The 14,297-nt window shown below is 53.5% G+C and carries 12 protein-coding genes and 1 pseudogene; 8 read left to right on the top strand and 5 right to left on the bottom strand.

All coding sequences use genetic code 11. The features are described 5' to 3' along the window. The first annotated feature begins 42 nt into the window (after positions 1–42). Complete coding sequence (gene bioD / locus EPYR_RS09285) at positions 43–705, top strand: dethiobiotin synthase (protein WP_012668151.1); 663 nt, start codon at positions 43–45, stop codon at positions 703–705. Between the two features lie 365 nt (positions 706–1,070). Further along, positions 1,071–2,537: an MDR family MFS transporter gene (locus EPYR_RS09280; protein WP_012668150.1), complete on the top strand. Its 1,467-nt coding sequence runs from the start codon at positions 1,071–1,073 to the stop codon at positions 2,535–2,537. Between the two features lie 43 nt (positions 2,538–2,580). Here the strand turns inward: EPYR_RS09280 and EPYR_RS09275 are convergent, their stop codons facing one another. The 3 genes from EPYR_RS09275 to ydfG all read right to left on the bottom strand — a co-directional run bounded on the left by EPYR_RS09275 (position 2,581) and on the right by ydfG (position 4,190). Then, a complete protein-coding gene (locus EPYR_RS09275; protein ID WP_014538936.1) occupies positions 2,581–2,877 on the bottom strand; it encodes a DUF1161 domain-containing protein in 297 nt (98 codons plus the stop codon). Positions 2,878–2,925: 48 nt separating this feature from the next. After that, a complete protein-coding gene (locus EPYR_RS09270; protein ID WP_012668148.1) occupies positions 2,926–3,273 on the bottom strand; it encodes a DUF1283 family protein in 348 nt (115 codons plus the stop codon). Positions 3,274–3,440: 167 nt separating this feature from the next. Continuing rightward, positions 3,441–4,190, bottom strand: coding sequence for a bifunctional NADP-dependent 3-hydroxy acid dehydrogenase/3-hydroxypropionate dehydrogenase YdfG (ydfG, locus tag EPYR_RS09265; RefSeq protein WP_012668147.1), 750 nt, complete (start codon positions 4,188–4,190; stop codon positions 3,441–3,443). A 377-nt stretch (positions 4,191–4,567) separates the two neighbouring features. Here ydfG and guaD point away from each other — a divergent pair, with 377 nt between their 5' ends. After that, positions 4,568–5,899 (top strand): guanine deaminase, encoded by a 1,332-nt coding sequence (guaD, locus tag EPYR_RS09260; protein ID WP_012668146.1) that lies wholly within the window; start codon positions 4,568–4,570, stop codon positions 5,897–5,899. Positions 5,900–6,157: 258 nt separating this feature from the next. Further along, a complete protein-coding gene (gene dcp / locus EPYR_RS09255) occupies positions 6,158–8,293 on the top strand; it encodes a peptidyl-dipeptidase Dcp (RefSeq protein ID WP_012668145.1) in 2,136 nt (711 codons plus the stop codon). Between the two features lie 51 nt (positions 8,294–8,344). On the opposite strand, the gene hpxO is transcribed toward dcp, so the two are convergent. After that, positions 8,345–9,502: an FAD-dependent urate hydroxylase HpxO gene (gene hpxO / locus EPYR_RS09250; protein ID WP_012668144.1), complete on the bottom strand. Its 1,158-nt coding sequence runs from the start codon at positions 9,500–9,502 to the stop codon at positions 8,345–8,347. Between the two features lie 256 nt (positions 9,503–9,758). Between hpxO and EPYR_RS09245 the strand changes: the two genes are divergently transcribed. The 4 genes and pseudogenes from EPYR_RS09245 (at position 9,759) to EPYR_RS09230 (ending at position 12,548) form a co-directional block, all read left to right on the top strand. Further along, entirely contained in the window at positions 9,759–10,391 is a 633-nt protein-coding gene (locus tag EPYR_RS09245) for a hypothetical protein (protein ID WP_012668143.1), read from the top strand. A gap of 425 nt (positions 10,392–10,816) precedes the next feature. Beyond that, complete coding sequence (locus tag EPYR_RS09240) at positions 10,817–11,911, top strand: glycosyltransferase (protein WP_226060736.1); 1,095 nt, start codon at positions 10,817–10,819, stop codon at positions 11,909–11,911. Positions 11,912–11,956: 45 nt separating this feature from the next. Continuing rightward, positions 11,957–12,067 (top strand): annotated as a pseudogene (locus tag EPYR_RS21060) (DUF441 family protein); the annotation flags it as partial. Between the two features lie 55 nt (positions 12,068–12,122). Beyond that, a complete protein-coding gene (locus tag EPYR_RS09230) occupies positions 12,123–12,548 on the top strand; it encodes a hypothetical protein (RefSeq protein ID WP_014538931.1) in 426 nt (141 codons plus the stop codon). Between the two features lie 69 nt (positions 12,549–12,617). Here the strand turns inward: EPYR_RS09230 and EPYR_RS09225 are convergent, their stop codons facing one another. Further along, complete coding sequence (locus EPYR_RS09225; RefSeq protein WP_012668139.1) at positions 12,618–13,892, bottom strand: Glu/Leu/Phe/Val family dehydrogenase; 1,275 nt, start codon at positions 13,890–13,892, stop codon at positions 12,618–12,620. Positions 13,893–14,297 lie beyond the last annotated feature (405 nt).

Here is a 14,297-nt window from a genome sequence, read left to right as displayed (position 1 = left end):
AAAATACCAATCAGCCCAAACCGGGGCTGCCGGAGTCATGCTATGTCAACACGGTTATTTGTCACGGGAACGGATACGGAAGTTGGGAAAACGGTGGTATCGCGCGCCTTGCTGCAAAAGCTGGCAGCTGCAGGTAAACGCAGTGTGGGTTATAAACCTGTGGCCAAAAGCAGTAAGCAAACCGCCGAAGGGGCGCGTAATCAGGACGCGTTGGTGTTGCAGGCATCTTCTTCCGTGGCCTTGCCCTATCAGGCAATAAACCCGTTAACGCTGCTGGATGACGAGATCAGCACCAGCCCGACGCCGGTCAGTTATGAGGCCTTGAGCGGTGGGCTGAAGGCGCTGGATGACCACGCCGACTATATCATCGTGGAAGGCACGGGAGGGTGGCGTAGTCTGATGAGCGATCTGCGTCCGTTATCAGACTGGGCAGTGCAGGAGCGGCTGCCGGTGGTACTGGTTGTGGGCATTAAGCTGGGCTGTATCAGCCATGCTTTGTTAACCGCCCAGGCGGTAGTGAATGATGGCCTGCCACTGCTGGGCTGGGTAGCTAACCGCATTAATCCGGGGCTGGCGCACTATGCTGAAATCATTAACGTACTGCGCGGACAAATCCCGGCTCCGCTACTGGGGGAGGTGCCTTATCTGCCGCGCCCGGAAACCCGCGATCTGGCGCAATATCTCGATCTGTCACCTCTGGCGTAACGGCGGCAGCCACGGCCGAACGTGGCTGGATTTGCTGAAAACTCACCTGTTGCCCGCTGTTTGTCGTCAATCTGCAACGTCATATCCCGTTTAGCTGCTGTGACGTTGTCACATGCAGCTTCTCTGCTGAGGGTCTGTGCACCATCGTTTGTCCTTATCCGCCGCACCTCTGCCAGTAAAGCCTGGCTCAAAATAACTTGATGAAATAAGCTACACTGCTGGCAGCTGGCGTAAAGCCGCAGTAGCGGTCAAGGGTTTGACGAGCCTGATTCTGTGACATTGTCACCAACACCGTTAGCACAATCTGAAAATTGCTGTGCGCTATTTCATGCACAATGACAAGACGCATCGCCGGGAAGAGACAAATGTGGCAAGAGTTGGAAGATATGAATAATCAGGTTACGCATCGCCACTGGGTATTGGTCGCCTCAATGCTGGCGATGTTTATGGCCGCGATCGAAGTCACCATTGTGGCGACGGCCATGCCCACCATCATTGTGCAATTGGGTGGGTTCTCTCAGTTCGGTTGGGTGTTCTCTATTTACCTGCTCACTCAGGCCATCAGCGTGCCAATTTATGGCAGGCTGGCTGATTTATGGGGCAGAAAACGGGTATTTTTTATTGGCACCGGGCTGTTTCTTGTCGGTTCCGTGCTGTGCGGGTTTGCCACTAATATGGCCTGGCTGATCCTCTTTCGTGCCTTTCAGGGACTGGGCGCGGGAGCGATCATGCCGCTGACCTCAACCATCATTGCCGATGTTTACCCGCCGAAGGAGCGGGCAGGGATCCAGGGCTGGCTGTCAAGCGTATGGGGCATAGCGGCGATTATCGGCCCGCTGACCGGGGCCTGGCTGGTGCAGCATTTCAACTGGTCGCTGATCTTCTGGGTCAACATTCCGCCAGGGCTGGTTTCCATGTTGTTGTTAGCGCGTTATTTTCCCGAATCAAAATCCTCCGGTGCGCATCGGCTTAATTTGACCGGCAGCGGATTGCTGATGCTGAGCGTCAGTGCATTACTGGTGGCGCTACTGCAGGCGGAAACGCTTGGCGGGTTAGCGGTGGCCGGGCTGCTGATGCTGGCACTGCTGGCCGGGGCTGTGCTGGTACGCCACGAACGCCATTCCGGCGCACCACTCTTTCCTCTGGCTATCTGGCGCAGCCGCATGTTGTTGGCGGGTAATGCGGGCAACCTGCTGATCGGCGCAGCGATGATGGGTATCAGTGCTTTTCTGCCGACCTGGATTCAGGGAATAAACGGCGGTACGCCTTTACAGGCGGGCAGCGCACTGGCAATGATGTCGATAGGCTGGCCGTTGGCCAGTACCTTTAGCGGGCGTCTGATGCAGCGCACCTCATATCGCTTTACCGCGCTGCTGGGTTCACTGCTGCTGGTCGCGGGAACAGGACTGCTGCTGACCCTCCACCGTGAAAGTCCCGTTTGGCATGCCGGCGTTTTTGCCTTTGTGATTGGTTGCGGGATGGGAATGAGCAGCACGACCTTCCTGATTGCGGTGCAAAACACGGCGGAATTTGCCATTCGAGGCATCAGTACGGCATCGATAATGTTTAGCCGCATGCTGGGGTCGGCGCTGGGGACCGCGCTGATGGGAGCCGTACTCAACTACAATCTGCTGTTACGCCTGCCGCAATATCAGAACCCGGTGCAGCAGGTCATGTCCCACAGCGAACGGCAGCAGATAGCACCCGCCAGCCTGGAGATCATTCTTAATGAGATTGCGCATTCGCTGCACTGGGTTTTTGTCGTGTCGACGGTGATTGCCTTGTTGAGCCTTTCGGTATCACGATTGATCCCGGCCCGTCAGGCAGATTAAAAGCAGATAAAGCGACCCGTTTCGGGGCGCCTTATCTGTCAGGCTATTGTGAGCTATCCCGCGAGGTTCCCGTGCTGGCTGACGCATCATTTTCAGCTGCACCGCTCACGTGCTTATAAACGATTTTATGGGTATCACTTTCACAGTGGCCTACGACCTGACCGCCCGCCTGGTCGACCTGGTCATTCGGCACAATGTCCAGACTAAACCCCGAGGCGGGTACGCCATTGCTGATGATTTTCTGGTTAATATCCGCTTTCACCGACTCGCACGATGCCGTTGCTGCAAGCGGCGTGACAACCAGCAGTGCAGATAAAGCCCATTTAAAACCTTTCATCATCTCATCCTTTTGTCTCTGACCGAGCTGTCACTATAGCAGTAAAGTCAATTATGGGGTGACCTGGCGGCCGGTACGACGATCCAGGCAACGCAGGGTGTTGGGTTCCCAGTAAGCGTTAAGGTTCAGGCTTTTCTCGCAGCCGTCCTGGGTATCGAAGGCACGATCAACTTTATCGAACTGCTTCTCAACGCGGTTATTGACCTTGCCGCGCAGGCTATGGGTAGCATCCCACTGCTCTTTTTGCTCGCGAGCCTGTTCTTTGCTCAACGAGTTATCACCATTTTCAATGATCAAACGCTCAGTTTGTGCATGTGCGCCGTGTGCCACGGTAAACAGCGCGGCCAGCACCACCAGCGGTAGCGTGGCCTGAGCCAGGCGTTGTTGCAATGTCTTCATATTCGGTTCCCTTCTGTAGGCTGCCAGCCGTAATGACTGTGCGGATCTTGTCTGCCAGTATATCACCAGCTTTAAGGCGCTAACCAGTCAGCCAACCGCGCCATTGAGGCTTAAGCGAGATTTAAATCTACGTTGACTGGCAGAATCACTGAATTCTGCTTTTACGGTTACGCGATTTTGTGCACGCGCAGGCCCGCCTGGCTCTGCCCAACCGGCATCATCTCAAGCGCATTGATATTAACGTGCCCAGGCAAGGTAGCCACCCACCAGACGGCTTCGGTGACATCTTCTGCCGTTAAAGCCTCAACGCCTTGATAGACATTGTCAGCACGCGCATCGTCGCCCTTGAAACGAATATGAGAAAACTCGGTACCGCCTACCAGACCTGGTTCAATATCGGTGACGCGCAGCGCGGTGCCGTGCAGGTCAGTACGCAGGTTGAAGCTGAACTGACGGACAAATGCTTTGGTTGCACCGTAGACATTGCCACCCGGATAGGGCCAGCTACCGGCAATGGAACCCATATTAATGATGTGCCCGACGTTCCGCGCTATCATGCCAGGCAGGATAGCGTGTGTCATATACACCAGGCCTTTATTGTTGGTGTCGATCATATCCTCCCAGTCTTGCAGGCTGGCCTGCTGCGCGGGTTCAATCCCCAAAGCCAGTCCGGCGTTATTGACCAGTACATCGATATTGCGCCACTCCGCCGGCAGGCTGTTCAGGGCTGTTTCGATCCCACTGCGGTCGCGCACATCCAGCACCAGGGGGTACAGGCTGGCGCCCAGTTCCTGCTTCAGGGCATCCAGCCGCTCCTGACGGCGACCGGTGGCAATAACCTGATGGCCCATGGCGACAAAGCGGCGGGCGATGCTTTGACCAAAACCGGCTGTCGCGCCGGTAATAAATACGATCATTTTAATGTTCCTCAATGCATTTTAGGTTGTGAACACCTTACCACCCGATCGGCCCGGCTGATAATAAGCGAATGATTAACTTAAGACGAAATAACTGCACCAACAGCATGCGGCGGCTTTTACGATTGCGTTAACAATGTGCAAAGCAAAATTCAAATAAGCTCCGGGATTGACAAAACAGGGCTTTGCAACAGTTTATCCGGCGAGCTACCGGACGCGCACTCGAAGTGATAATGCAGGCGATAAACCAGAAGGAAGAATTTAACCTTCTGTCATTTAAGGGGTTATCAGGCGTATATCCGCTGGCATAACAATTGCAAAGGCAACTCTCAATCATCAAACTTCCCAGCTGCCGGGAATGTTGTAAAGGAATAACTATGTCAGTGAGCTATACGCGCGCCATCCGTGCCAGTTTCTTTGATATCACCCATACGGTTGACAACCCGCTCAACCTGGCTGAAGCCGCGCGCTACCTCGAAGACGGACTGCTGCTGCTGGATGAGGGGCACATTGTCTCGCTCTCAGAATGGGAGGCGGGCCGGCAGCTGTTAAGGCCGGGCGAGACTATCCTTGATTATCGCGGCCGGTTAATTGTACCGGGCTTTATCGATAGCCATATTCACTATCCGCAAACTGAAATGATTGGTGCTTACGGCGAGCAGCTTCTGCAATGGCTTAACCGTTATACCTTCCCGGTGGAAGGGCAGTACCGTTGTGCAGACCATTCGGCAAAGATGTCGGCGTTCTTCCTGGAACAGCTGCTGAGCAACGGCACCACTACCGCGCTGGTATTTGGCACCGTCCATCCGCAGTCGGTTGACGCACTGTTTGCGGCGGCAGAAAAACTGGGGATGCGGCTGATTGCCGGTAAGGTGATGATGGATCGCAATGCGCCAGAAGAACTGACTGAAACCCCGGAGCAGAGTTACCAGCAAACGCGGGATCTGATAGAACGCTGGCATAACAAAGGGCGTCTGAACTACGCGCTGACGCCACGCTTTGCTCCGACTTCTTCGCCACAGCTGCTGGAAAAAGTGCAGCAGTTACGCAGCGAGTACCCTGATGTCTGGTTACATACCCACCTGAGCGAAAATCCGCAGGAGGTCGCCTGGGTTAAAGCGCTGTTCCCGCAGCATGACGGCTATCTGGACGTCTACCACCATTATCAGCTCACCGGTAAACGCAGCCTGTTTGCCCACTGCCTGCATCTGGAAAACAGAGAATGGCAATGCCTGCACGATACTGCGTCGGCGGTCGCCTTCTGTCCAACCTCAAACCTGTTCCTCGGCAGCGGTTTATTCAATCTTCAGCGCTGCTGGCAGCAGGGCGTCAAGCTGGGACTGGGTACTGACGTGGGGGCGGGCACCAGTTTTAGCATGTTGCAAACCATGGGGGAAGCCTACAAAGTTGGCCAGCTGCGCGGCTATAAGCTGGCCGCCTGTGAAGCTTTCTATCACGCAACGCTCGGCGGAGCGCAGGCGTTGGATCTCGACCGCTACATCGGTAATTTTGCCAGCGGCAAAGAGGCGGATTTCGTGGTGTTGGACCCGCAAGTCACGGCGTTACAACAGATGCGCTTCGCCAACAGCCGCGATATTTGGGAAAAACTGTTTCTGCTGATGACGCTGGGCGACGACCGCAATATCGCCGCTACCTGGGTAAATGGTCGCTGCGTGTGGCAGCGCGCAAACGTGGAGCAGTCGGCATAATTGCGCTCCTGGCAGGGCGATCCTCCGCTGTGTTGAGGACCCGTCATTGTCGTTACCCTGTCACTTATTTCGTATTGATGAGCGCGCTGAAGCCTTAGGCTTGAAGCGCTGACCGACAGATCTGACGGGCGAAAAACCACGCTACGGCGACGATGGCAAAAGAAATTATCGCCATATATCAATGTTGTTAATGATTTTGCCGTCCGCAACGTTTATGCTGGAATTTTGGTAACCGGATGAAAGGAGAGCAGAGTAACAATGAGAATAACACCGTTAGTCTTGGCCATCGGTATGGCACTTACCGCCGGCGCACAGGCGGCAGAATCAAAACAGGAGAGCCGCCAGATGCAGTCAAAACAGAGTCATCCCTTCAGTCAGGCCAGTGCACTGCCGTTTCAGGCTCCGCCATTCGACAAGATAAAAAACGCCGATTACCGCCCGGCGCTTGTCGCGGCCATCGCTGATAAGCGCGCTGAAATTGAACGTATAGCCAATAATCCTGCCCCGCCAGACTTCGCCAACACCTATCAGGCGCTGGAGCAGAGCGGGCAGAAACTACAGCGCGTCTACAGTGTTTTCAGCGCGATGACGGCAAGTAATACCAGCGATGAGCTACAGGCTCTGGACGAAGAGATGTCACCTGCATTGGCGGCGCTGAAGGATGATATTATGCTGAACGCCAAACTTTTCGCCCGGCTGGACAGCGTGTACCAGCAACGCCAGCAGCTCCAGCTGGACGCAGAGTCGCTGCGTCTGGTGGAGGTCACCTGGCAGGCGTTCGTGCTGGCCGGAGCGCGCCTCAATGACGCAGACAAGACGCAACTGAAAGCGCTCAATCAGGAGTCAGCAACCCTCAGCACCCGCTTTAGCAATCGCCTGCTGGCGGCGACCAAAGCCGGAGGCGCGCTGTACCACAATCCGCAGCAGCTGGCCGGTCTAAGTCAGGACGAACTGACCGCCGCCGCAGATGCGGCCCAGGCTCGGGGACTGAAAAACCAGTGGTTGCTGACGTTGCAGAACACCACCCAACAGCCTGATTTGCAGGTATTAAGCGATCGCGCAGCACGTAAGACTCTGTTTGACGCCAGCTGGACGCGCGCAGAGAAATCAGACGGTAACGACACGCGTGAAGTGATTATACGCCTTGCGCAGGTGCGGGCGCAGCAGGCCAAATTGCTGGGCTTCGACAGTTATGCGGCCTGGAAACTCCAGGATCAGATGGCAAAAACGCCACAGGCAGCGCTGGAATTTATGCGCAAAATTGTTCCGGCTGCCACCGCTCGCGCGCAGCGTGAAGCGGACGATATACAGGCGGTTATCGATCGGCAGAAAGGCGGTTTTGCTGTTGCCCCGTGGGACTGGCAGTTCTATGCCGAACAGGTGCGGCGGGCGAAATACGACCTTGATGAATCAGAAATCAAGCCCTATTTCGAGTTGAACAACGTGCTGGAGAACGGGGTTTTTTATGCCGCCACACGGCTGTACGGCATCACCTTTAAACCGCGCCCCGATCTGCCGGTATATCAGCCGGACGTCAAGGTCTATGAGGTGCTTGATAAAGACGGTACTCCGCTGGCGCTGTTCTATGCCGACTGGTTTAAGCGCGACAATAAAGGCGGCGGGGCGTGGATGGGCAACTTCGTTGACCAGTCAACGCTGCTGGGCAGTAAGCCGGTTATTTATAACGTCGCCAACTTCAGCAAACCTGCAGCTGGCCAGCCGGCTCTGCTGTCGTGGGATGATGTCATTACTCTGTTCCACGAATTCGGCCATGCGCTGAACGGGATGTTCGCCGACCAGCGTTACCCGAGCCTGTCCGGTACGGCCACCCCGCGTGACTTTGTTGAATTCCCGTCACAGTTCAACGAGCACTGGGCCAGTAACCCGCAGGTGTTTAGCCACTTTGCCCGTCATTATCAGACAGGAGAGCCGATGCCCACCACGCTGCGCGACAAAATGTTGCGCGCCAGCCAATTCAATAAAGGTTACGAGATGAGCGAACTGCTGGCCGCAGCATTGCTCGATCAACACTGGCACGCTCTCAGTGCCGGGCAGCCTTTACAGCAGGTCGATAGCTTCGAGCAGGCTGCCTTGAAGCAGGAGAAGATCGGTTTGCCAGCGGTACCGCCGCGCTATCGCTCCAGTTACTTCCAGCATATCTGGGGCAGCGGCTATGCCGCAGGTTATTACGCCTATCTGTGGACCCAGATGCTCGCCGACGACGGTTTTGCCTGGTTTGATGAGCACGGTGGCTTGACGCGGGAAAACGGTCAGCTTTTCCGTGACAAAGTGTTGTCACGCGGTAACAGCGAAGATCTTAAGCAGCTTTATCGCGACTGGCGCGGCCGCGATGCGGAAATCGATTCGATGTTGTCTGACCGTGGGCTTCAATAACTCCACGGGTACCAGTATAAAATACAGCCGCTGAGAAAGGGCTGAAACCATTCAGGGCAGCGGGCCGCCCTGAATGGTTTCACACATTCCGCCGATAATGCGTTCTCCGCTCTCTTGTTTCAGCCCGGCGTACCATTCGGCGGTGAGCGCGGCATCTTTTGCATGGGTAATATCACAGCGTTTACGCGCTTTCAGCACCAGATCCTTAACCCGCCCGGCGCGTTGAGACTGGTAACGCAGTAGTGCATCCTCAATGCCCAGCGAATTGCTTTGCAACGCCATCGCCAGCACTACCGCATCCTCCATGGCCGCGCAGCCGCCTTGACCAATATCCGGCGTGGTGCTGTGTGCGGCATCGCCCAGTAATGCGATACGGCCCTTCACCAGCGGTGCAAATGGCTCGATATCGTGAATTTCCACGCGGTTGGTGATATCCGGATCCAGCTGCGCAATCAGCCGTTGCACTGGGGCGGCCCAGCCCGCAAAGTAGCGGGTTAAATCGGCGCGGATCGAGCTGCGGTCTTCCGCCAGGCCTTTCGGCAGCGGGACGTCAAAGAAGAAATAGAAGCGATTGCCGGCAACCGGCATCAGCGACACGCGTTTCCCTTCGCCAACGAAGGTGGTCCATTGATTAACCGGAGCCAGCGACGGGTCAATCTCTACCAGTCCGTTCCAGTTGACGTAGCCGGCATAGCGGCGATCCGGAGAAAAGCCGAGCACCGTTTTGCGTACCACCGAGTGCGTGCCGTCACAGGCGATCAGCAGATCGCCGTGAGCCTCGCTGCAATCCTCGAAGAAAGCAGTTACACCGTCACCGTTCTGCGCCACGCGGCAGATCCGTTTGCCAAACTGAACCCGGCTGCGGCCAAAGGTGTCCAGCAGCATTGCCTGTAATTCGGATCGCACCACCGGGTAGGGACGCTCGCCTGAATGCTGTACCAAAGGAGCGAGACTGAACTGCGTCAGGGTGTCCGCGCTGCGGAAATCCCGGTAGGCCATGTAATCCATCGTGCCGCCAATAGCGCGCAGCGCCTCTTTCATTCCAAGATAATTAAGGCATTTAACCCCGTTTGGCCAGATGGAGATGGCGGCACCTACCGGTTTGATCTCTTTGACCGCCTCAAACACGTCGCACTCAATTCCACAACGACGCAGGGCAATGGCCGTGCACATTCCGCCGATACCGGCACCGATAATCATTGCTTTCATCTGCTGCTTCTCCTGTCCGTATCAACCTGGAAATAAGCAATTTTCATACCAGCCAGCGGCCAGCAAAAAAGTCCGGTTTTCGGCGACCAGAGAAGGAAAACGAAACAAACATTTCGCCACCAAGGTCGTATTTATGGGCAATTGCATCATTTTGGGGCTTGTCAGGAGAAACTTTTGTTATCGCCATCAAAAATGATGGCTGGCATTAACGGAAATTTTTGCCACAGTTAAGCGGTCCCCCTCAGGAGAATCAACGATGACCGTTATTGCCTGTCTGCATGCAGCCGAAAGCAACATTGAGGTCTTCGAGCAGTCGCTAAGGGCGCTGAAGGAAGACGATATCCAGTTATTGCACCGGGTAGAGAGCGATCTGTTTGCGCAGGCGCAGGCAGAACGATCGGTAACGCCGGCGATTGTCGCCGCCACGCGCAGGGCGATAGAAGCGCTGTGCCAGCAGGCGGATGCGGTGATTGTTACCTGTACCACTTTAGGCATAGCTGTATGGCAGGCTGAATTCAGCAAACCGGTGCTGCGCATAGATGCGACGCTGGCCAGGATGGCCGCACGTTACCACGGCACCATCCTGGTGCTTTGTACTGCCCGTTCCACACTGGAACCTACCACCCGCCTGTTCAGCGCCTTTATTCCCGGTGAACGCCTATACGTTGAGCTGATCCCCCGTGCCTGGGCATGGTTTAACCGGAGTGATATTGCTGGCTATCATCGTGAAATAGCACGCTATATTTTGCAGCGCCCCGAATGCCCGTTGGGCTGCATTGTGCTGGCGCAGGCATCAATGAGCGGAGCGGAAAAATACGTCAACAGCACGCTGGCGGTTTTGAGCGGCCCACAGGTCAGCTTGCGCGCCGCAATTGAGGCGCTGCGATAATTCTGCCGTAGTGGGAATAACCAGATTGGCGGGTATAAATGGTTATGCCTGTTATAACAAGATGTTATCAATCATGTCTGCTGCATCAAGCGCTTCGCCATTAGCCCAGAATCAACTCATCCGGCCCTAATTCAGATACTGTGCAACCGTAGCCGCAGGCGGATCACCCCGCCTGACGCAGCAGATCGCGTGCCTTAGTATAACGGTCAGGCCGCACCGGGATCCCCATGAGTCTTAAAAAAACTTTTTTATGATATTCATTAATAGAGATTAAAATATAAAATGATGTTTTTAGTTTATAGGTTTTTATGTTCTCTCATCCCCTGTCCAATTGTATGCCAGGCCAACAGGATCGCACGGATAGTATAATTGCAAGTAATACCAGCTTGGGAAAAGTGCCGGAAATATTAACTCAGATAAAATACATGGGAAATTCCCCGCTCGAATTTCATTTAGCATCCAAAGAAATATCTGATAATAACAGAACGGCAAGTCATCTCACAAATGCTATCGCTGGTTGCCACACTGAAATAAGGCCTCCCAATGAAAACACTTTCGCCAATGGAATCCCCGCTGTGATACATTTCACATGGGAAGGAGATGACATTTCAGCAGAAGATCTGGCTAATATTCTATTAAACACGAAGATGGCCCCCGATTTTCGAGTATATATCTGGACAACGAGGTCAGAGTCAATATTATCAACTTTAGATAAAATGAATAATTCTGAAACTAATTCCCAATACAGATATCTCGCAAGGAATTTCGGTCCATCAATCTCAGTAAAAAACACCAGATTGTTATATGACAACCTGGTAACGAAGTTGGACGTAAGCAATGAAGTATTTAATGAAAATATATCATTAGCTGGTTATCTCTCTTCAGTTTTTTTTAGAGAAATAAATGGCACTTACAAAAACCTTGCGGCCGCAAGTGATATAGCTCGGTCAGTGTTGATGTATGTGGAAGGGGGTTGTTATATGGATGTCGATATTATCTGCACTTCTTTAAACAAACTCAAATCCGTTAAAATACCCGATGGATTTTTACAAGGGGTAACTCATAGTAAGCGTTGTAGTAATTCTTTTTTAATCTCTTTGCCTCAGTCAGCTATTTCACGGGAAATTCTGGAAGCTATTAATTATAATTTACGATTAGCCGATAACCTAATTACCAGCGAGGGTAAGGAGCTTATGCTTCAATGGGTCAAAAAAAGAAGTATCGAATACTATCGCATAAATGGCACCTTGGAGTGGACGGGGCCTTACGTGTATCATGAGAAAGTGAGTAGAAGATTACGTCTCCTTGTCGAAACTAGATACAGAACGAGTGGATCGGTAAAAAGCATTTTCCCTCCTGATGTAAAAGATTTTAACAGGATGACTACATCTGAAATAAAAGAATTATTCCGCATAAGGGGAAAGGATGAATTATTATTTTTTAATACGGTACCAGGTTTCGATGGTTCAGGTAGCTGGATTGATTTAGACGATAGTAAAATAAAAGCCACTGAAATTTAACTGCATATACTTAAGTTAATGCCTGAACAGCTATTTATTTACCTCACGCCGGTTGGTGGTCTGCTGATCGGTACGATGTTCGGCGTATCTCTGTTCAGAGGCGTACTGGTAGGGCCGCTGATTGCTGACGGCCTGCTGTCACTGATGCTCGGGAAAGAGGAGCGAACTGTGGTATTCTGCCCACCTGATTTCCCAGCGACCGAGAAACCGTGTGAGCAGCAAACAGGATAAACGTCAAAAACGCGCTAAAGCGAAGGCGAAGCAGGTCAACAAGGTACGCGCCCACGGGCGTCAACTTGATGCCATCGGCCGTCAGAACTATGTGGCTACGCCAGAGATGCAGGCGCTGTTCGCCACGCTGCCGGATCTTGATGACAGCGGGGAAATGCCGTTTGTCGGGGCAATTTATCATTGGTCAGCGGCAGAGTATCAATTCGATGGTTCTCAGCAGGAAGGCGAACAGCTACAGGTCGCTGCGCTGTGCGTGATGTATATTCACTGGAAGACCAGCGGTGGGGCAACAACGCGGGTACAGAATGAGCTGATTGAGGCAGCGCTGGGACTGGTTGAGAAAAACGACGCCTTTAAGCAGCGTTATCAGCAGGCGCAAGCCGAAGCGGTCAGCGCAGAAGCGTAGCGCACCCGCCACGGGCGCAGGTCCTCTAACGCGTCAGAAAAGGGACGGTTCAGGCCGTCCCTTATGCTGTCATCCCGGGTATATCCCCCGGTCTTTACGCGCCATCAGAATGCGCTCGCATGCCACAATATAGGCGGCGGTGCGCAGACTGCAGCTTTTCTCATGCGCCTTATCCCAGACGTGAATCATCGCCTCGGTCATGATTTTATCCATGCGCTCGTTGATCTCGTCTTCGCTCCAGAAGAAGCTGGCCATATCCTGTACCCATTCGAAGTAACTGACGGTGACACCACCAGCATTACAAATGACGTCCGGTACGACGGTTACGCCGCGTGAAGTGAGCACGTCGTCGGCTTCCGGGAATGTTGGGCCGTTAGCCCCTTCCAAAACCAGACGGCAGTGCAGCTTTTCCGCACGCTGCGGGGTAATCTGGCCTTCCAGCGCCGCCGGGATCAAAATGTCCATTTCCACATCCCAGAACGCTTCGTCATCAATCTCACGCGCGCCGCTGAAACCGGCAATCTTCTTATTGGCGCTCTGCCATTCTCCCAACGACACCAGATCGATTCCGTTGGGGTTAAACAGCGTGGTGCTGTGATCCTGGATGGCAATCACCCGCGCACCGGCGGCACAAAACAGGCGAGCGGCCTCGCTGCCTACGTTGCCGAAGCCCTGTACCGCAACTTTCGCGCCTTCAATATTAATACCGTTGCGGCGTGCCACTTCACGGCCGGTAATAAATACGCCGCGTCCGGTCGCTTTTTCACGCCCTAATGAACCGCCGAGGTGAATCGGCTTGCCGGTAACCACGCCGGTGATGGTGGTGCCGTGGTTCATTGAGTAGGTATCCATCATCCACGCCATCACTTTAGCATTGGTGCCAACGTCCGGTGCGGGGATATCTTTTTGCGGGCCGATAATCAGGCCGATTTCGCTGGTATAGCGGCGCGTCAGGCGCTCAAGTTCACCATCAGACAGGCTGAAGGGGTCGACCCGAATACCGCCTTTCGCCCCGCCGTAGGGCAGATTAACTGCCGCACATTTTATGGTCATCCAGGCAGATAGCGCCATCACTTCGTTTAGATCAACGTTGGGATGGTAGCGAACACCTCCTTTTCCCGGGCCTCGCGACAAATTGTGTTGAACGCGAAAACCTTCAAAGTGACGAATAGTGCCATCGTCCATTTGCAGAGGAATATCCACAATGAGCGCACGCTTGGGATGACGCAGAGTATCTATCCAGCGAGACAACTCGCCCAGATGTGGCGCAACGCGATCGATCTGTTGCAGATAGGTTGACCAGGCCGTTTTGCTGCCATCAGAAACGTAAGAAAGCTTTTCCATTTCAAACCTTTATTCAGTTAGCGCCTGTCCGTTGGCAAGTGGTGGCCTGGCGGTGGACGCTGAGTTGTCAGTACTGTTTTACCGTCAATGGCTCAGTGCATCTCACTGAGCGGTGAGTAATTTAGCATTGAAAAAAGTTTCCATCGTTTTAAATAATTGCGAAAACCTGAGATCCTAAGAGGTTTCCAGCACGATTAACTGCATAACAAACGGTTTTAACAGTGGATATATGGCACATGGGCGGTTTTTTGGTGTCTAACTATGCATTAATAATGCATAAGTTGATGTGACTTATAATTTCCTGAAATTTGAATCCGATCATACTTTAGATTCAGGCGCTTGACTGGATGGCTTCGCACTGCTTAAAGCGGAAAAGTAACTACTTGTACGCATGTCGAAAGGATA

It is taken from the genome of Erwinia pyrifoliae DSM 12163 (assembly GCF_000026985.1).
GTDB lineage: Bacteria > Pseudomonadota > Gammaproteobacteria > Enterobacterales > Enterobacteriaceae > Erwinia > Erwinia pyrifoliae.
Note: the sequence above shows the minus strand (reverse complement) of the source record. Positions and strands in the feature narration are given on the sequence as shown.

Bases quoted from the DNA above. Each gene is read 5' to 3' on its own strand.
- bioD (WP_012668151.1), top strand. From the start codon at position 43: ATGTCAACACGGTTATTTGTCACGGGAACGGATACGGAAGTTGGGAAA.
- EPYR_RS09280 (WP_012668150.1), top strand. From the start codon at position 1,071: ATGTGGCAAGAGTTGGAAGATATGAATAATCAGGTTACGCATCGCCAC.
- EPYR_RS09275 (WP_014538936.1), bottom strand. From the start codon at position 2,877: ATGATGAAAGGTTTTAAATGGGCTTTATCTGCACTGCTGGTTGTCACG.
- EPYR_RS09270 (WP_012668148.1), bottom strand. From the start codon at position 3,273: ATGAAGACATTGCAACAACGCCTGGCTCAGGCCACGCTACCGCTGGTG.
- ydfG (WP_012668147.1), bottom strand. From the start codon at position 4,190: ATGATCGTATTTATTACCGGCGCGACAGCCGGTTTTGGTCAAAGCATC.
- guaD (WP_012668146.1), top strand. From the start codon at position 4,568: ATGTCAGTGAGCTATACGCGCGCCATCCGTGCCAGTTTCTTTGATATC.
- dcp (WP_012668145.1), top strand. From the start codon at position 6,158: ATGAGAATAACACCGTTAGTCTTGGCCATCGGTATGGCACTTACCGCC.
- hpxO (WP_012668144.1), bottom strand. From the start codon at position 9,502: ATGAAAGCAATGATTATCGGTGCCGGTATCGGCGGAATGTGCACGGCC.
- EPYR_RS09245 (WP_012668143.1), top strand. From the start codon at position 9,759: ATGACCGTTATTGCCTGTCTGCATGCAGCCGAAAGCAACATTGAGGTC.
- EPYR_RS09240 (WP_226060736.1), top strand. From the start codon at position 10,817: ATGGGAAATTCCCCGCTCGAATTTCATTTAGCATCCAAAGAAATATCT.
- EPYR_RS09225 (WP_012668139.1), bottom strand. From the start codon at position 13,892: ATGGAAAAGCTTTCTTACGTTTCTGATGGCAGCAAAACGGCCTGGTCA.